This window comes from Streptomyces cupreus, assembly GCF_014257025.1.
GTDB classification, from domain to species: Bacteria; Actinomycetota; Actinomycetes; order Streptomycetales; family Streptomycetaceae; genus Streptomyces; species Streptomyces cupreus.
This window is the reverse complement of the sequence record NZ_JACMSF010000029.1, coordinates 65,569-82,431: the sequence shown is the minus strand read 5'-3', so window position 1 is coordinate 82,431 and position 16,863 is coordinate 65,569. Positions and strand designations below refer to the sequence as shown.

The window sequence follows — 16,863 nt, the reverse complement described above, 5'->3', positions numbered from 1 at the left end:
GGGGATTCAGCGCACCCTGCTCCGCTCAGTCCTCACCGCCGCCCTGGTTGAGAGGGACGAGGCCAGTGCGCTCTGCGTTGGGCACCCACCGCAGGTCACGAGGACCGTTGAAGATGTCGCGAGGGAGAGGGACAGCGGTGGGGCTGATGGTCTCGAAGATCTCAAGGAACACCTCGTCCCCCAAGGGGGCGTCCGTGGCGCTGGCCTCGGCGAACGAGGCCGACAGTGCCGTGACGTCGTCGCCGAAGTCGGCCTGGTGGGTATCGAACCACTGGGCCGCCCAGGCGGCGGCGTGGTCTTCGCGTCGTACGACGGCGACCGCACTGATGTACGGGTGATCGTTGGTGAGTTTGCCGTTGCGGCCGGCGACCGCCTGGAAGTCGCTGAGCGAGCCGTCTGCGAGTACAGGTGCTTCCATCCGGAAGTCTCCGTACATCGCTGAGATGACCATGTGCGGCGAGTCGATCGGGATGGGCCGCCCGGCGGGGTTGTCCAGGACGACCACCAGGGGCCAGCCGCGGTCCTGCAGCCCACGAAGTTGCCCGGCCGCATTGGCGATCTGTCGCCGGATCGGCCGGAGCGCCTCCTTCAGGGACCGAGCCATCAGTTGATTCGGCACCGCATCGGTGAACATGCCGTAAGTCTCGAACGCCTTCACCTCGGCCACCACGGTGTGCCCCGCGGCCGTGACCAGGAAGTCGGGACGCTTGTCGATACCGAGATCGGGCTCGACCGCGAAGGTGTAGCCCCGTTCGTTCAGGTAACGGGCGACACGCGCTTCGGCAGCCGCGCCGGCGTCGAAGGTCTGCACAACCTCATTTTGAGGGGCCCGGAGGGTGCGTGATGCCGCGTAACCTGGGACTGCCTGGCCGGGAGTCTTGGGTCGGCGCTCGGGTGGACGTCGGCTATTCGGGGGGACCGGAGTCCGGGCGTCCGCGGTAGCGGCGGAGGGCCAGAGCCACCAGGAGGAGCAGTCCGAAGATCACCGCCAGTGCCGGCACGCCGATGCGGTCCAGTGATTCGGCGGTCCACCGCTGGACCGTGCCCCCGGCGTCGACCACAGGGTCGGTGACCTGGCCGCCAGGTACCCGCCGACGAACTCGACGGTGCGCACCGCCCGGGTCCAGCCGGAGGACTGCCGGCCGATCCCTCGCACCCAGGTGATGGCCACCGGTGCCATGGACGGCAACATCATGGCCGCCATCATTGTCACCCAGAGCAGGAGGAACAGGGGCAGAGCCATCCTCATGGTGCCGGGCTCGACGCCCATGTCCCGCGCCTGGCCGATGGTGAGCGCCCACGCGGGTGCCGCGATCAGGACGACGAGGAGCCAGGCGGTCGAGAGATCGCGCTTCGGCAGCAGTCCACTGCCGGCTCCCGTCGGCGCGGGCGACCGACTGGGTGCGAAGACGCGGGGCCGGGTGGTGTGCATCGGCGTGTCCTCCTGCGGATACTCTCAGGAGACCATGCCTCCACCCACCGTGCGACCTCCGCCCGGTGTCATCTTCGGTAGTCCGTCGCCCCAATGCGGGGCCTGTGGATTCGAGCAGACCGTGACGATGGCGCTTGGCCGACCTGCGGGTCACCGGAGTCCGAGGCGCTGTGCAGCAAAGACCTTGGTCAAGAAGGCCGTGTAGGTATCCGGCAGGCAGTGCGCCTCTACGATGACAGCCAGCCCGCCCCGGTGGATTCCCCCGTACCACCGGGGCGCGGTTGTACGCGGCGGGCCGCGGGACCTGGTGCTTCCTCCAGGCGCTGAGGTTATCCGGCTTCATCCCTGAGCCTGGCCGGGTCCAGGACAGTGACGCGGCCTCGGGCGAGGCGGATCAGGTGGCGGTCGGCGAAGTCGCGCAGCACCCTGGTGCAGGTCTCGCGTGAGGTGCCCGCGAGGGCGGCGAGCTGTTCGTGGGTGAGGGCGATCGGTGGGTGGCGTGCGCCGGGCCGCAGCGGACCGGCGGGGGGCTGGGCCGTGGTGAGGGTGATCAGCTTGGTGGCGATGCTCCCCCGCAAGCGGGAGGTACCCCCAGGGCGACGGACTTGAAGACGCTGTCGGACAGGCGCTGTTCGAGGTCCGCCAGGCGGTGGCCGAGGATCTCGGTGATCCGGGCGGAAATCCGGGCGTCGGACAGCAGGAACGTGTTCACGTCGACACGACTCATGACGCACACGACCGCGTCGTCGAGGGCTTCGGCGTAGCTGTCGTACATGCGCTGCCCGAGAAGCACCATCTCGCCGAAGATGGTGCCCGGCGTGATGATCGCGGTGGTCAGGGCGCGGCCGTCGGCGGAGACGCGGAAGATGCGGACCCGGCCGCGCTTGAGGATGAAGAGCACTTCGCAGGGCTGGGTGGGCGAGTAGAGCAGTTCCCCGGCCGCGTAGGTCTTCATCGGTGCCGCGGCGGCGATGGCCTCCATCTCCTGCTCGGACAGGTCGCGGAAGATGTCGACCTCGGACATGCACCAGGTGCGGTCCAGGTCGTCGTCGCGCTCGATCGTGCGGTGCGTCTCCTCGCGTCGCCCCGGTGCCCAGGGCGGGGGTGCTGCACCCCAGGGCGGGCTGGCCAGTCTCTGGGTACCGTCAGCCAGACAGTAGGGCAGGACTGCGTCCGCCGGGGTGCCGCCGCGCTGTGCAGCACCCCGTGGCAGGCCGACCGGTCCGTCGGGTGACGCGGGCGGTATCGGCGTCATCGCCCGGGAGAACCGGTCTGCTTGCCCATCGCCTGGGCGATGCCGGAGTAGGTCAGCCCGGCCAGCAGCCCGAAGAGCAGGTGGCCGCCGAGGCTGGAGCTGGTGACGTCATTCCACTCGAAGACCGGCATGCCCATGTTGGCGGGCATGATCCACAGAGCGCCGACGGTCCACCACACCGCGCCGTAGGCCAGTCCGAGCACGACGGCGGGGGCGAGCTTCTGGGCGTACTGGCCCAGCAGGATGCCGAAGCCGACGCCCGCGAAGAGCGCGATGGCCAGGTGGATCAGCCAGCCGACGAAGGCGTTGGTGGAGCCGAGCAGCCCGGCCACCATGGTGATCATGGCGGTGTCCGCCATCGGCCGGGACACCGACATCCAGATGCCGAAGCCGATGCCGCCGACCAGTCCGGCCGCCGCGCCCCACACCGCATGGACCGGGATGACTGCCGTGGTGGGAGATACCCGCAAGGTGGTTGTCATCGTGAGGTCCTCTCCTGCTCTGAGTGTCCTGCTTCCTTTCGATTCCGACGCTAGGAGGGGTGTACATGGCAGGTATGTGAGCGCGCTTACGTACCGGCCGGCAATCCGTCGGTTGTGGTCAGCGTCGCCGATGGGGTTCTGGCTTCGGCCGAGCGATCGCCGTGCGCGTGGCTGCCGCCCGGTCAGTGGGGTGTCGGAGCGGTGACCCAGAACGCGTGCTTGGTGTGCGTGCGCCCGTTGAGCAGGAGCTCCAGCTCATGGCGGCCGGGGCGGATGGTGCGCGTTGTCATCCGCGGGCGGAGCAGGTGCCGCTTCGTGAGCGTGGCCTGCTCGTGTCTTGCCAGGGAGAGTCGCTTGAGCTTGTAGACCTTGCGGCCGGTCAGCCTGCCCTGGGTGTCCGGGTAGTGAAGGACGTAGTCGGCGATCACCTCGGTGTCCTGCTCGGCGCGGATCGTGAAGGAGAACTCGAGCTCTGAGCCGAGCTCGACCCGGTCGGGGAAGCTGAGCTTCGAGACCGTGACGGACGCTTCCACGGGCACGCCCAGCAGCTCCAGTGCACGAGGGCTGCCCTGTTTGATCAGGGATCGTGTGGCGTGACGGACGACGTAATCCATTTCCCTGGCAGCCTGTTGGCCGGACCTTCGCCACCGCTGGAGCGTGTCGACGGCCAGGTCAGGGTCCAGTTTCGAGATGTCGTTGACGTGGTTGGCCACCGAGCGGGTCACAAACCGCGTGGTGTCGACGTACAGGCTGTCCAGAAGCGGCACCGCGTAGTCCACCGGAGTCCCGAGCCTGGTGGCCCAGGGGAGCCTGGGCCGGGTCCCCTCGCTGCACAGACGGCGAACGTGGTAGTGCTCGTCGGCCGTCCACCGGGTGAGGGTCACCAGGGTCTCTTCCGGGAAGGCGTGGATGAAGGACCTTACGGCGAACTCGGCGGAGAATCTGGTGGTGAGCTCGCGGAGTGCGGCGAGGGAGAACACGAGGTCTTCCCGCGTGCAGCCGTGGCGCGCGACGTACTCGGAGTACGGGGCGTAGATGAAGTCTCCGAAGTCGCCGTCGAGCAGCTGTGGGTCACAGGGGGCGGGCAGCGAACGCAGCATGACGTTCACCGCCCGCCGGTAGTCGACCGGCAGATGGGCCTCCAAGCAGTCGGTGATCCACGAGATGCGCTGCTTGAGTTCGAGCTCCGGGAGCCGTGACATCACCGCCTTCTCGAACGAGACGGCGTCGAACGCCCGGTGCGCGCAGCCGAGTTGTGCGGCGATCGTGGCGACCTTGTCCCGGTTGAAGAGCTGGTCCTTGAGCAGAGATTGCCGACGGTACATCACTCGTAGCTCTTGAGGACCTCGAACACGCGGGGCGCGCCGACGTCATCCATGAGCGAGAAGAACGCCGCGCAATCGTCGCTGTTCTGCTCGGCCTCCATGACGCGTTCCATCGCCGCATGGTCCGAGAAGAACACGATGTCGGCATAGCCGCCGTCCGGGACGCGGACCAGGATCCGCCGGTGGATCCCCTCCTGGTTCTGCACGAACGTGTCCTCGAAAGCGTCTGAAGTCTTGAGCAGTGTTTCCTCGCTCACGCCGGGCTTGAGCGTGAACGGCGCCAGTGCGATGTACATGATGCGCCTCTCCCTTCCGTCAGCATCGACGCTACTGGCGTACCTGACACTCACTGACATATTTTGTGCCGGTGGAGGACTCAGGCGGCTCGCGAAGCCGGGCCGGCCGGCTGGAAGCGCTGAAGGGTCTGCTGGCCGAGCGGGACTACACGACCGCCGCGGAGCTGGCGGACGAGCTCGGCGTGAGCGTGCGGACGGTCCACCGGGATCTGGCCTTCCTGCGCGATCTCGGCATGCCCGTGGACAGCGACCGGGGCCGGGGCGGAGGACTGCGCCTGGAGCACGGGTGGTCGCTCGGCCGTGTGCACCTCAGCGAGACCGAGGCCATCGGGCTGCTGCTGAGCCTGACGATCGCGGAGAAGGTGGGCTCTCCGCTGCTGCTGGACGACGTACGCTCGATCGCCCGCAAGATCGCCGCATCGTTCGCCCCGGCACAGGCCCGGCGGATCCTGGCCATCCGCAAGCGGATCCTCGTGGGCGCGAGCGCCTCAGCCCTCGTTCTCTCCTCCTACACCTCGCCGAGCGCGGAAGTCGCCAAGCCCTTGCTGGATGCCTTCGCCAACCGGCAGGTCGCAGTCATCAGTTACGAGGACCAGCATGCCCGGGTCACTGAGCGGGAGATCGAGCTTCAGTACCTCTACTACAACGTCCCTGTCTGGTACGTGCTCGCCTGGGACCGTCTGCGCGACGATGTCCGCTCCTTCAGGATCGACCGCATCAAGACGATCCGGCTGCTCCCGGAGACGTTCCCGCTCCGGCGTGAGGAGCGTTTTCTCACGGCCGGGGAGCCGGACGCCAGGGCGCTGTGAAGCATTTCGTGACCGAACCTCGGCCTCAGCCCCACAGTCAGGGCCTCGGTCGCTCCCCATCCTTTCTCCCGACGGCACGTTCCACACACAACGTCATGAGCCGCACCTAGGCTGCTTGGGAGTTCTCCGCGACGAGAAGGGCGTAGCCGAGGGCGCCGTCGGAAACGGCGGTGCGGGCCGCGTTCAGGACGGCCGGGGCCGCGTCCAGGTCCGAGGATCTCGGTGTACTCGGCCAGGGGGCGGGCGTCGGCGATGCAGGCGATCCGCGGGGCGAGGGTGGTGAGTTTGGGTGGCAGCCTGTCGGGGGCGGCCGTGACGTCGGTGATGCCGAGTCGGCCGCCGGGTTTGAGGACCCGGGCGAACTCGGCGGCGGCCTTGGCCTTGTCGGGGAAGGTGCACAGGGCGCACTCGCACACCACCGCGTCGAACGTGCCGTCCGGGTAGGGCAGTTGATCGGAATCCCCGGTGGTGAAGGCGACCTGCTCGGTGAGACCCGTGGCCGCGGCGGTGCCCTGGGCGAGGGCGGTGTTGGCCGGGGAGTAGTCCACGCCGTCCACCCGTACGCCGTAGGCGTCGGCGAGGAGCAGCGCGGTGGTGCCGCGGCCGGAGGCGACGTCCAGCACTCGGCCACTCGCGGCCAGGCCGAGGGCGTCGGCGAGGCGGCGGGTGAGGGTGGTGCCGCCGGGGTGGCAGGAGTCGCCGAGGAGCAAAGCGACCACGTCCGAGGAGTACGCCGCCGCGCAGCACGCCTTGAGGTCGTCGTCGCGAGCCATCATGCACTCCCTTCGGTGCGCATGGTCTTGGAGCTATAGGGGGTGTCGGCCAGGCGGTCGGCGAGGGGCAGCGCGTTCGGGGCGACGTCGGCGACCGGGACTCCGGACATCGCCGCCCGGATCTGCTCGCGGTAGCCGACTGAGTTGTACGCGCAGAACGGGATGAGACGGCCGTCCGGGGTGATCTCCTCGACGCAGCACTTCATCAGCTGCTTGACGTTGAGGGTGTAGGGGTCCTGGAAGTCCTGGACGACGATCATGAACGCCTTGTCGTTCAGATCCTTCACCGCTTCGGGCAGGTCGATACCGCAGGCGTCCGCGCAGTCGAGGGCCTCCGCCGTGGCGCGCAGTTTCTCCTCGGTCGTGGCGGTGCCCATGAACGCGGAGGCGGACCAGAGCTTCTCCAGGGCCTCGCGGATGCCGGCGTCGGGCAGGACGCGATTGGAGACGTAATCGAGGTAGTCCTCCACGTTCAGCAGGCGCGGGACGGGGATGACGGTGCGGTTGCCGGGTTCCCCGTCCACGAGGAGGTAGGTGACGGAGCGGCAGGTGGGGAAGCAGCAGGGCACGGGGAAGAAGTCGCCCTTGGCGAACCACTGCGGGCGCTGGGCGTTGATGAGCCGGATGACGTCGGGGTTGGTGAGCCGCTGGAGGGGGTCGAACTCCAGGTGCCGCCCCGAGTGGGTGACCGGCTGGAACGCCACCGAGCGCACGGCGGGTGGTCGATGCCGTATTCGATGATGTCGCCCAACTCGTGTTCGTTCAGGCCGCGTTCGACAACGGCGACCAGGGTCACGGTCAGTCCGGCCTCGGCGCAGTTGTCCAGCGCCCGCTGCTTGATCGTCCGCAGGTCCCGGCCGCGGATCTCCAGGTGGGTGCGCTCCTCGAAGCCGTCGAACTGCAGGTAGATGTTCACCGAGCGGCCGGGCGTCTGGTTGCGCTTGCCGAGTTCGGAGACGAAGCGGTGCTCGGTGGCCAGGCGGATGCCGTTGGTGTTGAGGGTGACGTTCTGGATCGGGCGGGCCTGGGCGAGGTCGATGAAGTCGAGGATGTGCTTGTGGATGGTGGGCTCTCCGCCGGAGAACATCACCACCTCCGCCTCGCCCTCGGAGGCGACGAAGGTGTCGAGCATGGTCGCGCACTGCTCGTGGGTGATGGCGTAGCCGTCCGGCTGGTGGCCGGAGTCGGCGAAGCAGATCGGGCAGTCCAGGTTGCAGCCGGTGTTGACCTCGATGATGCCCAGACAGGCGTGCTGCTTGTGCTCCGGGCACAGCCCGCAGTCGCTCGGGCAGCCGTCCTTCACCTCGGTCTGGAAGGTGAGGGGGATGGTGCCTGGCTTGTTGAACCGTGAGGAGGACAGGTTCTCCTCGGCGTCTCCATAGACCTGGGCTTCGAACTCGCCCTGCTCGCGGCACTGCTTACGCAGGTAGAACTTGTTCTCGCGGATGTTGACTTGCGCATCGACCGGGGTCTTGCACATCGGGCAGATCGACTTGGTGAACTCCACGAACACCTCCTCCCGGTCCTGCTTCGCTGGAGCGCCGTCTGCCGCTGCCGACGGGGCCGGTCGCACCGGATGGTTCACCGTCATCGTCTCCTCGCCTTCGCTTCGCCGTGGTCGTACGCGTGGTCACCGATGCTCTTGCGCTGGGCGGGCCAGGTACCGGACCGGCGGGTGCCACGCAGCAGCACGGCGGCATACAGCAGGGTCAGCGCGTCCTGGACCAGCACGAACCAGGTGAGCCGCTGGGTGAGGTACACGCCGAAGCAGCCGCAGTTGTCCACCGCCGGCCCGCGCACGTACGCCTGCACCGCCAGCCCGCTCCACACCAGCGATACGGCCGTGTACACCCACACCGGCGCGAGCGCCGTCGACCTCGGCCGGGCCAGGAACCACGCACCGCACACCGACTCGCCGACGATCAGCAACACGCTCAGCACGGTCGCGGCGGCGCCGTGCACGAGGCCGTACGCGCCGAGGATGACCGGCATCTCGCCCAGGGAGACGAGCTGACCGATCCCCATCGCTGTGTAGATCGCACCCAGTGCGAGCCGGAGCGCCATGCCCACGACGCTACGGCCGTACCGCGGCCGAGAACTGTAAGCGCGCTCACCGAGACTGCCGGGTGTCAGGAGCTGGCGACCGTGGCCTCCTGCGGCGCGCGTGGTGAGGACGACGCCGCTTGCGCTGCCGACGGCGCCTGCCGCGCCCGGCACCGCTGGCCACGTGGGGTATCCCTCTGGCCTCCTGAGTCGGATGCCGCGCCGGATCCCAACGGAGCGCGCCCGCCGACGATCACGGCCATGCTGGAGGCGACACAGCACCGGCCGAAGCCGGAACCTGAGGCACGAACGCACGAGCACGAGGCGGTGACGCGATGGCGATCGATGTGACGGTGCGGCGGGTGATTCCGCTGCCGCCCGAGCGGGTGGCGGGCTACGCCATGGACTGGCGCCACGACGCCGAGTGGACGCAGGGCATCCGTAGGGCGGAGCTGACGCGGCAGGCGGACGAGGGCGGGTTCGGGACGGGCGCCGAGGTCACTCGCACCGCTCGTTTCCTCGGCCGGCGCATCGACTACGTCCTGCGGGTGGCCGCGTACGAGCCGCCGCGGCTGCTGGACATGGTCTCCGTGGCTGCGCCGATGCCGATGCATGTCACGTACTCCTTCGAGCCGCACCCGCGCGGTACGCTCGCCGCCATCCGCGTCCGGGGCGGACCCGGCGGCCTCCTCCGCCTGGCCGCGCCCCTGTTCTCCCGCCAGGTCCGCTCCTCCCTCAGCAAGGACCTGCGCGACCTCGAACGCAGGCTTACCGAGCAGCATGGAGGCGTCTGATGGCGTACGACGAGGGACTGGCTGAGCGGATCCGCGAGCGGCTCGGCGTGGATCCCGGCTTCACGGAGAAGCGCATGTTCGGCGGGATCGCCTTCCTGTACCAGGGCAACATGGCCGTCGGCGTGACCGGCGACGATCTCATGGTCCGTGTCGGCCCCGATGCCACTGACGCGGCGCTGGCCCGGCCGGGGGCGCGGATCTTCGACATGACGGGCCGCCCGATGCGCGGCTGGGTCGTGGTCGAGGGCACGGCCGTCGCCGAGGACGACGCCCTTGGCGCGTGGATCGACGAGGGACACGCCTTCGCGGCAACCCTGCCGCCCAAGTAGGAGCCGTTTCGCTGAGCTGTGGGGGGATCATCCGCCTGGTTTCGCCGCCGTCTTGGGCGGCAAGGCGCGGGCGTGGGCGACGGCCCGGGCAACCCAGTCGTCGAGTGCCGATCCGGCCAGCGCCTCGGACGTCACGAACACCATGGACTTCACCGGTCGGCCGGTGAAGTCCATCGGGCGCACGCCCGGGAGCTGCAGAGCCTCGACGGCTCCTTCCTCGCCGAGTCGGACCATGAGCTCGTCGCGGACGACACCGCAGAACATGTGGCCGCCGAGCAGAAAGGCCAGTCCGCCGAACATCTTGCGTTCGCCGAGGTCGGGGGCCGGTGGCAGGGCTTCCCTGACCCGCTGGGCGAGGGTTTCGTCGTAGGGCATTCATGCCTCCCGTGCGTCCATGTCGGAAAGGTGATCGGGCAGACCGAAGAGGCGGAAGAGGTCGGGGTCGGTGAAGCCGGTGATCTCGGCGATCGTCTCGCCGTGCACGGTGAGGACCATGATCCCGTAGGCGGTCGCCCGTGACCCGTCCGGCTCGCGCACATAGGCGGCCAGGGCGGGCTGGAAGTTCGCCCGGGTGGGCACCAAGTTGATTTGAGTCAGGTCGCCGCCGGCGGGGACCGTGGTGAAGAAGGTGGCGATCGCCGGCCGGCTTCGGTAGGCCATCGGGTAGGGCGGCATCGTCAGCAGCGCGTCATGGCTGAGCAGCTCCACCAGCGCGCCGACGTCTCCCGCCTGCCAGGCCGCGGTGAACCGCTCGGCCAGCGCGGCCTGCTGGGCGTACGTCGTCACCGCACCGTCACCGCGCAGACGTCCGCTCGCCCGCTGCCGGTCCAGTGTCGCGCGGGCCCGCTGCAGCGCGCTGTTCACCGAGGCGACGCTCGTGTCCAGCAACCCGCTGGTCTCGGCGGCGGAGAAGCCGAGCACGTCGCGCATCAGCAGGACCGCGCGCTGTCGCGCCGGAAGGAGCTGAAGGGCTGCGAGGAAGGCCAGTTGGACGCTCTCGCGCAGCTCATAGCGTGCCGAGGGATCATGGCGGTCGTCCAGCGGGGCGAGCAGCTCGTCGGGGCAGGGTTCCAGGGCTGAGACCTCCACGCCGTCGGCGTTGGAGGGCGGCACGTCCTGTGGCGGCTGCACGAGGGGTCGGCTTTCGGCCCGGGTGCGGGCGGTGAGGCACCGGTTGGTGGCGATGCGGTACAGCCAGCCGCGTACCGACGAGCGTCCCTGGAAGGCGTCCAGATGGCGCCACGCGCGCAACAGAACCTCCTGCATGACGTCCTCCGCGTCCTGCACCGAGCCGAGCATCCGGTAGCAGTGCACGTGCAGCTCTCGCAGGTAGGGGTCGACCAGGGCGCGGAAGGCGTCCTCGTCACCCGTGCGGGCCGCCACCAGCAGCTCGTCCTCGGACAGGGCGCCGTTGAGCGGCGGCTCGCGTCTCACGGCGTCCATCCGGTCAAGCTACGCCTCAGGCGCGGCGCCCTGGGCCAGGGCAGCGCGGAGCGGCTCGGCGTCGTAGATCAAATCGCCGCGGACGATCCTGCCGTCCTCGATCTCAAGGATCTCCGCGGAGGTCATGGGCGGCACCGGCAGGTTCATCTCCCAGTCGATGATCGAGCACACCCGTGTCCCGTCCACGAACTGGTGCCGGATCGCGAAACGGGTGACCAGCGGGCCCGCCTGGGCGGCCATCGCCCGGTACCCGTCGGCCGACTCGAAGTCGGCCACCGGACCCCGGAAGACGAAGTCGTCCGCCAACGGCACCCCGCTGAAGTCGCCCTTACCGCCGCTCCACGCCGCGTAGTACGCGTCCACGGCTTCCTGGACTCTCATGATCCCTCCACGTTGCCGGAGTCGAAGGTCGCGGGACCACGCAACAGGCCCCTACCCATACAGACCCTGGGCGCCCCTCCCGACTCATCGGCCGGGGGAGAGAACTCAAAGGACGGAGACAAATACGCGGCCAGAATCCAGGGCGGCCGCACGGAACCGGGAAGTGTAAGCGCGCTCACTGAACAGATTCCCGCCACGCGGGACGATCGGCTGTGGACAACCGTGTCGTCGAAGCGGGTGATGCACGGTGAGCGATACCGGTCCGGGACAGCCGAGACGAGACCGCCGACAGGCCGTGAAGGGTGCCGGGGTGATCGGAGGCGTCGTAGTCCTGCTCGTGGGCGGGGGCGTCATCGGCTGGCAGGCTGTCTCGGACCGCTCGTCCGACCCGGTCGCCGCGGTGCAGCCGGGGCAGGACCCCTCACTGGAGGCGCTGGCCGAGGCTACGGTCTCCGGCGGACCCGGCAAGGACGGCATTCCCTCCATCGACCGGCCGCGGTTCGTGTCCGCGCGTGGGGCCACATTCCTCGCCGACGACGAGCCGGTGTTCGGCCTGGAGCACCGGGGCGAGGTGCGGGCGTACCCGCAGCAGGTGCTGGTGTGGCACGAGATCGTCAACGACACCGTGGCCGGCGAGCCGCTCGCGGTCACCTACTGCCCGCTCACCGGCACGGTGGTCGGGTTCTCCGCGCCGCCCGGCACGCCTGAGCTGACCTTCGGCACCACCGGCAGGCTCGTGAACTCCAACCTGCTGATGTACGACCGGCAGACCGGCTCCGAATGGCCCCAGCTGCTCGGTACCGCGATCAACGGCCCGCTCAAGGGCACGACACTGGACACGGTTCCCTTGGTGTGGACGACCTGGAAGCAGTGGCGGACCGCCCATCCCGACACCGAGGTGCTGTCCACCGCCACCGGTGCGCTGCGCAGCTATGGCAGCGATCCGTACGGCTCCTACGACGCCTATCCGGACCGCGGCGGCTACTACGCCAAGGGCGGCCCCCTCTTCCCGGTGCTGGCGACCTCCGACCGGTTCCCCGACAAGGAGGTCGTGATCGGCGTCCGGGACGGTCAGGAGCAGCTCGCGATCCGCAAGGAACTGGTCCGCAAGGAGGGCGCCGTGCAGGCCACCGTGGCGGGCACGCGGATCGAAGCGCGCTGGGACGAACCGTTGGGCACCGTCCGCGTTCTGCAGCGCACCGGCGACCGGTGGCAGCCCGCCGACCACCTCGATGCCATGTGGTTCGCCTGGTATGCGTTCCACCCGAACACCCAGGTACGGCAATGAACCGGCTGCTGACGGGCCTGGCGAGGACCGGAGATGCCTGGGACGCCATGACCGCCGCTGCCATGGCCACCCCTCACCGCCTGCGTGCCGCCCTCACCGTGCCCCGCCACCGCAGGACGGGACTGATCGCCGCCGCCGTCGTGCTGGTGGTGTACCTGTTCTCCATCGGCGACCTCGCGGTCTCGGCCTCCGGCCGGTTCACCGGCGTCCCGATGTTCCAGACCGCCTGGGAGCGGGTGTTCCACGTCAGGGCGCCCTACCTGTTCGAGCCCGTCGTGGCGGTGCATCCGTCGGCCCACCTGGCGGTGTTCGTCAGCCCGCTCAACCTCCTGCTCGGAGGGATCGTCGCCGCCCTGGTCGGCTGCAACATCGCGGTCGCCGGACTTGCCGCCCGGCAGGCGGCGGCCTGCCGGACGACCAGTCGCCGAAAGCGGAGGGGATACGCACGGCTTCTTGGGATGCTCCCGGCGTTCCTGCTCGGCTTCGCCTGTTGCGCACCGACCATCCTGCTCATCCTCGGTACCGGCACCGCCGCAGCGCTGCTACCGGTGCTGATCCCGTTGCGGCCGGTCTTCTACCCGCTCACGCTCGTGCTGCTGACCGCCGCCCTGGTGGGTCAGTCCAGGGAGCCGAGGGTGGCGAGGATGTCGGCCGGTTCGGCGCGGCGGGTGTAGTCGGCGTCGACGAAGGCCCAGCGGATGGTGCCGTCCCGGTCGATGACGTAGGTGGCGGGCAGCGGGAGGGTGCGCGGGTGGCCGCCGTTGACGCGCTGCAGGTCGAAGCCGAGCTTGTTGTAGACGGCGGCCAGGTCGTCGGGGAGGTCGAAGGCCAGATCGTACCGCTTGGCGGTGTCGGAGCCGAGGTCGCTCAAGACGTCGAAGGCAAGGTGGTGCTTCTCGGAAGCCGGGGAGCCAGGCAGGTCAGGGCCGGGCACTCGCCCTCATGCACGCTGCGGCGGCCTGTCCCTGAGCCGGCGCAGCGCGATCAAGGCCTGCATTGCGGCGGCCGGGCGCAGCACTACCGGGCGCGGCGCCTGCGCCATGCGGCCCCGGGTCAGGCTGCACGCCGTGACGGTGACCACCGGTGCCGCCCATACGGCCAGGGCCGCGGCACGCAGATAGCGGTTGGGCTCGTGCCGCATGACCAGCCAGGTCCAGAACGCGGCATCCGCCAGGTGGTCGGCATACGTGCCGAACGGGCAGACGGCGTGTCGGCGGCGGGCAAGGCGGCCGTCGGCCACGTCGGTGGCGATCGCCACGATGCCGATCCAGCGAACGTGCCGGGTGCCCAGCACGGGGAGACTGGCGCGGCACAGTGTCAGCACATCCGCCACCGACAGACGGCTGCGCTGCTCCAGCATGCCCAGGTGGGCGGCGGCGAGGGCCCAGCTGACGGTGATCCAACGGCGGCCCTGCCCGCGGGTCAGGAGGAGGACCGCGCCGTGCAGGGCGGTGACCTCGGTAAGGGCTCGGGGGCGCCGCGCGGCCTGGACGGCCGAGCGGCGTGCGGCCCGCCCCAGGAACCGGGCCCAGCCCGCCGGGCGCCAGCCGTCCTCGCGCAGCGCGGTCAGCAGCGCATCGGTGGCTTCCCGGCTGCCCATGGTCACCACGGGATCCTCCGGTCGGCTGGGCAGCTGACGCCGCGGAATCATGCGCTCGTCGGTGGCTGCGCGCCGGAGCCCGCATCGCCGCCGTCGGTGTGGAGCAGCGTCTCGCCGAACGCGCGCAGCCGCACGACGGCCTCGTCGGAAAGTGCCTCGTGCCGGATGAGCGACTGCTTGATCTCCCGGTACACGGCCACCTCCAGACCGCAACGGCGGCAGTCCTCCAGATGTGCCGCCACCCGCCGAGCGGTGATCTCGTCGGTCTCCCCGTCCAGGTAGGACTGCAGCACCCGAGCCACCTGCATACAACTCATCCGGCGCCGCGCGGCTTCACGGCGCCGCCAAGGCCACCTGCTCACATCACACCCCGCTTCGGTGCCAGCCCCGCCGCCAGACGGTCCCTGATCCGCCTGCGGGCCCGGTGCAGCCTGCTCATCACGGTCCCCTCCGGCACGCCGAGCAGCTCGGCCGCCTCCGCATACGACAGCCCGTCCACATCGACCAGCCGCACCACATGCTGGTGCTTGACCGGCAGCGCGGCCAGCGCGCCGTCGACCACCGCGTCGAAGCACGCGCCGACCACGATGTCCTCCGGACTCGCCCCGCCACCGGACGCGGGCCCGGCCAGCCGGTCGAGATCCGCATCCGGGGCGTCCAGCAGCTGCGGCCTGCGCCGCCGGTGCCGGTTCACCTCGGCCCGGCGCATGATCGTCAGGAGCCAGGCACGCGGATGCCGTCCGTCGAAGCGGTCCACGGCCCGATACGCCCGCAGCAGGGTGTCCTGGACGAGGTCCTCGGCATCGGCGGGCTGGGCGGTCAGCGTCATCGCCACCCGCAGCAGCACCTCCACCTCGGGCAGCACATACTCGGCGAACGCCTTGTCCCGTGCCGTGCCGACATCCGGCGATGGTTCGTCCACGGCGAGGAAACCCTCCTCCCGCAATCAGACATTCCAGAAATGTTCCCCGTAGGTGACCGGGTTCCCCAGTCATGGCAAGCACCAGGACATGCGTATCCCCGCCGCGGCCAGGGGGACGGTGGCTGCGGCGCATGGTCGCCGACTGCCGGGAGAAGCGCCGGCACCTGCGGCTGCGTGGCTGGATCGAGGCGTACGTGGACAACCAGCTCACCGCTGATGGCAGGCATGGTGACGGTTGGGGCGGTACCTCCGTGCCGCCCCAACCATCACGGCGTTGCGATCAGGCGGTGGTGCGGAAGGGGCCGGTGACCTCGTAGGTGATGCCGCCGGAGGAGCTGCCGGTGGTGCCGCGCTGGCTGGAGAAGTACAGCCGCTTGCCGTCGGGGGAGAAGGCGGGGCCGCAGATCTCCGAGCTGGACTGGCCGGTGATGCGCAGGAAGGGGGCGACGATGTCGTCGGGGGTGATGATGCAGATCTCCATGTTGCCGCCGTCCTCGGCGACGAACAGGTCGCCGGAGGAGCTGCCGGTGACGTTGTCGACGCCGGTCAGGGGTGCGGTGCCGTTGGTGACCAGGTTGTCGTCGTAGGCGAGTTCGTAGGTGCTGTTGAGCAGGTTGAGCTGCCAGACGCGGTTGTCGCCCTTGGTGGTGAACCAGACGGTGTCGCTCGCGTAGTGGCAGCCTTCACCGCCGTTGAAGATCTTGGCGTCGGCAACCTGGTCGCGGGTCACGATGGGGGAGCCGTCGGGGTCGGGCACATTCGTCCAGGTGAAGGAGCCGGAGGTGCCGGTGCCGGCGACCAGTACCTGGAGGGTGCCGGAGGACAGGTTGCCCCAGGTGGTGGGGATGAAGCGGTAGAAGCAGCCGTCGGACTCGTCCTCGGTCAGGTAGATGACCTTGCGGACCGGGTCGGCTGCAGCGGCCTCGTGCTTGAAGCGGCCCATGGCGGCGCGGCGGACGGCGGCGTTCACGCCCCAGGGGTCGGTCTCGTAGACGTAGCCGAGGGACACCTCTTCGCAGGACAGCCAGGTGTTCCACGGGGTGGCGCCGCCCGCGCAGTTGCGGTTGGTGTTGGACAGGATGCGGTAGGCGCCGGTGACGGTGCCCGAGGAGTTGAACTTGACGGCGCTCGCGCCGCCGGTGGAGGAGATCTCCGAGTTGGAGACGTAGATCCAGCCGGTGCCGTCGGCGAAGCAGGCGCCGCCGTCGGGGGCGTTGTGCCAGGTGTAGGAGGTGCCGGGGACCGTCTGGCTGGAGCGGGCGATGACTCTGCTGGTGAAGCCGGACGGCAGCATGATGCCGTTGGCGTCGGCGGCCAGCAGGCCGCCGTACGGGCTGGTGCCGTTCTGGGCCGGGGCCGCGTAGGCGGCGCCGCGCATGAGGGTGCCGCCGAAGACGGCGGCCGAGGTGCCGATCACCGCACCGCGCAGGAAGTTGCGACGTTCCACAGGTACTCCTTCGTCAAAGAAGGGCGAACGAGGACTGGTTGAGCGCCGCCGACTGGTCACAGGGAACGTAAAGCCCGCTGACAGCGAGGGTAAGGCTCCCCTTGACCAACTCTTCCCGACCGACTGGTGAGTAGATGTCGTGCAGAAACGATTGGCGTGCCACCAAATGAACGCCCCGGGCGTCCACCGCAAACTGCTGGATACACGTCGTTCGGAGATGAACCAATGGCCCTCGACAGGGCGG

General features: G+C 69.4%; 21 protein-coding genes and 3 pseudogenes. 5 read left to right on the top strand and 19 right to left on the bottom strand.

Annotated elements, in window-relative coordinates:
• Positions 1-25: 25 nt before the first annotated feature.
• The 7 genes and pseudogenes from H4N64_RS25145 to H4N64_RS25120 all read right to left on the bottom strand — a co-directional run bounded on the left by H4N64_RS25145 (position 26) and on the right by H4N64_RS25120 (position 4,790).
• Positions 26-811, bottom strand: coding sequence for a hypothetical protein (locus tag H4N64_RS25145; RefSeq protein ID WP_186284670.1), 786 nt, complete (start codon positions 809-811; stop codon positions 26-28).
• Positions 812-1,081: 270 nt separating this feature from the next.
• A pseudogene (locus H4N64_RS25140) lies at positions 1,082-1,432 on the bottom strand (copper chaperone); the annotation flags it as partial.
• A 329-nt stretch (positions 1,433-1,761) separates the two neighbouring features.
• A complete protein-coding gene (locus H4N64_RS45510) occupies positions 1,762-2,010 on the bottom strand; it encodes a helix-turn-helix domain-containing protein (protein ID WP_260859961.1) in 249 nt (82 codons plus the stop codon).
• Positions 1,983-2,687: a Crp/Fnr family transcriptional regulator gene (locus tag H4N64_RS25135; protein ID WP_260859960.1), complete on the bottom strand. Its 705-nt coding sequence runs from the start codon at positions 2,685-2,687 to the stop codon at positions 1,983-1,985. The genes H4N64_RS45510 and H4N64_RS25135 overlap by 28 nt, the downstream gene beginning before the upstream one ends.
• Entirely contained in the window at positions 2,684-3,169 is a 486-nt protein-coding gene (locus H4N64_RS25130; RefSeq protein WP_186284669.1) for a hypothetical protein, read from the bottom strand. Before H4N64_RS25130 ends, H4N64_RS25135 begins: the two co-directional genes overlap by 4 nt.
• A gap of 182 nt (positions 3,170-3,351) precedes the next feature.
• Positions 3,352-4,494 (bottom strand): hypothetical protein, encoded by a 1,143-nt coding sequence (locus H4N64_RS25125; RefSeq protein WP_222109372.1) that lies wholly within the window; start codon positions 4,492-4,494, stop codon positions 3,352-3,354.
• Complete coding sequence (locus tag H4N64_RS25120) at positions 4,494-4,790, bottom strand: hypothetical protein (protein ID WP_186284668.1); 297 nt, start codon at positions 4,788-4,790, stop codon at positions 4,494-4,496. Before H4N64_RS25120 ends, H4N64_RS25125 begins: the two co-directional genes overlap by 1 nt.
• Before the next feature lie 71 nt (positions 4,791-4,861).
• Between H4N64_RS25120 and H4N64_RS25115 the strand changes: the two genes are divergently transcribed.
• Positions 4,862-5,599, top strand: coding sequence for an HTH domain-containing protein (locus tag H4N64_RS25115; protein WP_186284667.1), 738 nt, complete (start codon positions 4,862-4,864; stop codon positions 5,597-5,599).
• A 344-nt stretch (positions 5,600-5,943) separates the two neighbouring features.
• Here H4N64_RS25115 and H4N64_RS46435 read toward each other — a convergent pair.
• From H4N64_RS46435 to H4N64_RS25100, 4 genes and pseudogenes are all read right to left on the bottom strand, one after another.
• Positions 5,944-6,372 (bottom strand): annotated as a pseudogene (locus H4N64_RS46435) (class I SAM-dependent methyltransferase); the annotation flags it as partial.
• Positions 6,372-6,896, bottom strand: coding sequence for a hypothetical protein (locus tag H4N64_RS45505; protein WP_260859958.1), 525 nt, complete (start codon positions 6,894-6,896; stop codon positions 6,372-6,374). The pseudogene H4N64_RS46435 and the gene H4N64_RS45505, both read right to left, overlap by 1 nt.
• On the bottom strand, positions 6,845-7,963 hold the full coding sequence (locus H4N64_RS25105) for a radical SAM protein (protein ID WP_260859957.1): 1,119 nt from the start codon (positions 7,961-7,963) through the stop codon (positions 6,845-6,847). The genes H4N64_RS45505 and H4N64_RS25105 overlap by 52 nt, the downstream gene beginning before the upstream one ends.
• Positions 7,960-8,436 (bottom strand): MauE/DoxX family redox-associated membrane protein, encoded by a 477-nt coding sequence (locus H4N64_RS25100; RefSeq protein WP_186284666.1) that lies wholly within the window; start codon positions 8,434-8,436, stop codon positions 7,960-7,962. Before H4N64_RS25100 ends, H4N64_RS25105 begins: the two co-directional genes overlap by 4 nt.
• 314 nt (positions 8,437-8,750) lie before the next feature.
• Between H4N64_RS25100 and H4N64_RS25095 the strand changes: the two genes are divergently transcribed.
• Together H4N64_RS25095 and H4N64_RS25090 are read left to right on the top strand one after the other, a co-directional pair.
• Positions 8,751-9,209: an SRPBCC family protein gene (locus H4N64_RS25095; RefSeq protein ID WP_186284665.1), complete on the top strand. Its 459-nt coding sequence runs from the start codon at positions 8,751-8,753 to the stop codon at positions 9,207-9,209.
• Positions 9,209-9,538, top strand: a complete 330-nt coding sequence (locus tag H4N64_RS25090; protein ID WP_186284664.1) for a TfoX/Sxy family protein — start codon at positions 9,209-9,211, stop codon at positions 9,536-9,538. Before H4N64_RS25095 ends, H4N64_RS25090 begins: the two co-directional genes overlap by 1 nt.
• Before the next feature lie 27 nt (positions 9,539-9,565).
• Here the strand turns inward: H4N64_RS25090 and H4N64_RS25085 are convergent, their stop codons facing one another.
• The 3 genes from H4N64_RS25085 to H4N64_RS25075 are packed head-to-tail and all read right to left on the bottom strand — an operon-like array spanning position 9,566 to position 11,362.
• On the bottom strand, positions 9,566-9,913 hold the full coding sequence (locus H4N64_RS25085; RefSeq protein WP_186284663.1) for a TfoX/Sxy family protein: 348 nt from the start codon (positions 9,911-9,913) through the stop codon (positions 9,566-9,568).
• Positions 9,914-10,981 carry an RNA polymerase subunit sigma-70 gene (locus H4N64_RS25080; protein ID WP_186284662.1) on the bottom strand — a complete coding sequence of 356 codons (1,068 nt, stop codon included), beginning with the start codon at positions 10,979-10,981 and terminating at the stop codon, positions 9,914-9,916.
• 9 nt (positions 10,982-10,990) lie between these two features.
• Complete coding sequence (locus H4N64_RS25075) at positions 10,991-11,362, bottom strand: nuclear transport factor 2 family protein (RefSeq protein ID WP_186284661.1); 372 nt, start codon at positions 11,360-11,362, stop codon at positions 10,991-10,993.
• A 310-nt stretch (positions 11,363-11,672) separates the two neighbouring features.
• On the opposite strand from H4N64_RS25075, the gene H4N64_RS25070 reads away from it, so the two are divergent.
• Together H4N64_RS25070 and H4N64_RS25065 are read left to right on the top strand one after the other, a co-directional pair.
• Entirely contained in the window at positions 11,673-12,650 is a 978-nt protein-coding gene (locus H4N64_RS25070) for a DUF3179 domain-containing protein (RefSeq protein ID WP_336246799.1), read from the top strand.
• Positions 12,647-13,324, top strand: coding sequence for a hypothetical protein (locus tag H4N64_RS25065; protein WP_186284660.1), 678 nt, complete (start codon positions 12,647-12,649; stop codon positions 13,322-13,324). The genes H4N64_RS25070 and H4N64_RS25065 overlap by 4 nt, the downstream gene beginning before the upstream one ends.
• Here the strand turns inward: H4N64_RS25065 and H4N64_RS25060 are convergent.
• The 5 genes and pseudogenes from H4N64_RS25060 to H4N64_RS25040 form a co-directional block, all read right to left on the bottom strand.
• A pseudogene (locus H4N64_RS25060) lies at positions 13,267-13,551 on the bottom strand (redoxin domain-containing protein); the annotation flags it as partial. The gene H4N64_RS25065 and the pseudogene H4N64_RS25060 overlap by 58 nt on opposite strands.
• 39 nt (positions 13,552-13,590) lie before the next feature.
• Positions 13,591-14,301 carry a CDP-alcohol phosphatidyltransferase family protein gene (locus H4N64_RS25055; protein WP_222109371.1) on the bottom strand — a complete coding sequence of 237 codons (711 nt, stop codon included), beginning with the start codon at positions 14,299-14,301 and terminating at the stop codon, positions 13,591-13,593.
• Positions 14,298-14,558, bottom strand: coding sequence for an anti-sigma factor family protein (locus H4N64_RS25050; RefSeq protein WP_260859956.1), 261 nt, complete (start codon positions 14,556-14,558; stop codon positions 14,298-14,300). The genes H4N64_RS25055 and H4N64_RS25050 overlap by 4 nt, the downstream gene beginning before the upstream one ends.
• A gap of 50 nt (positions 14,559-14,608) precedes the next feature.
• Entirely contained in the window at positions 14,609-15,172 is a 564-nt protein-coding gene (locus tag H4N64_RS25045; protein ID WP_186284659.1) for a sigma-70 family RNA polymerase sigma factor, read from the bottom strand.
• 280 nt (positions 15,173-15,452) lie between these two features.
• Positions 15,453-16,619: an alkaline phosphatase PhoX gene (locus tag H4N64_RS25040; protein WP_186284658.1), complete on the bottom strand. Its 1,167-nt coding sequence runs from the start codon at positions 16,617-16,619 to the stop codon at positions 15,453-15,455.
• Between the last annotated feature and the right edge of the window lie 244 nt (positions 16,620-16,863).

Coding starts and splice junctions, on each gene's coding strand:
- H4N64_RS25050 (WP_260859956.1), bottom strand. CDS start 14,558: ATGCAGGTGGCTCGGGTGCTGCAGTCCTACCTGGACGGGGAGACCGAC.
- H4N64_RS25090 (WP_186284664.1), top strand. CDS start 9,209: ATGGCGTACGACGAGGGACTGGCTGAGCGGATCCGCGAGCGGCTCGGC.
- H4N64_RS25130 (WP_186284669.1), bottom strand. CDS start 3,169: ATGACAACCACCTTGCGGGTATCTCCCACCACGGCAGTCATCCCGGTC.
- H4N64_RS25120 (WP_186284668.1), bottom strand. CDS start 4,790: ATGTACATCGCACTGGCGCCGTTCACGCTCAAGCCCGGCGTGAGCGAG.
- H4N64_RS25135 (WP_260859960.1), bottom strand. CDS start 2,687: ATGACGCCGATACCGCCCGCGTCACCCGACGGACCGGTCGGCCTGCCA.
- H4N64_RS25080 (WP_186284662.1), bottom strand. CDS start 10,981: ATGGACGCCGTGAGACGCGAGCCGCCGCTCAACGGCGCCCTGTCCGAG.
- H4N64_RS25075 (WP_186284661.1), bottom strand. CDS start 11,362: ATGAGAGTCCAGGAAGCCGTGGACGCGTACTACGCGGCGTGGAGCGGC.
- H4N64_RS25095 (WP_186284665.1), top strand. CDS start 8,751: ATGGCGATCGATGTGACGGTGCGGCGGGTGATTCCGCTGCCGCCCGAG.
- H4N64_RS25055 (WP_222109371.1), bottom strand. CDS start 14,301: ATGATTCCGCGGCGTCAGCTGCCCAGCCGACCGGAGGATCCCGTGGTG.
- H4N64_RS25065 (WP_186284660.1), top strand. CDS start 12,647: ATGAACCGGCTGCTGACGGGCCTGGCGAGGACCGGAGATGCCTGGGAC.
- H4N64_RS25100 (WP_186284666.1), bottom strand. CDS start 8,436: ATGGCGCTCCGGCTCGCACTGGGTGCGATCTACACAGCGATGGGGATC.
- H4N64_RS25085 (WP_186284663.1), bottom strand. CDS start 9,913: ATGCCCTACGACGAAACCCTCGCCCAGCGGGTCAGGGAAGCCCTGCCA.
- H4N64_RS25125 (WP_222109372.1), bottom strand. CDS start 4,494: ATGTACCGTCGGCAATCTCTGCTCAAGGACCAGCTCTTCAACCGGGAC.
- H4N64_RS25105 (WP_260859957.1), bottom strand. CDS start 7,963: ATGACGGTGAACCATCCGGTGCGACCGGCCCCGTCGGCAGCGGCAGAC.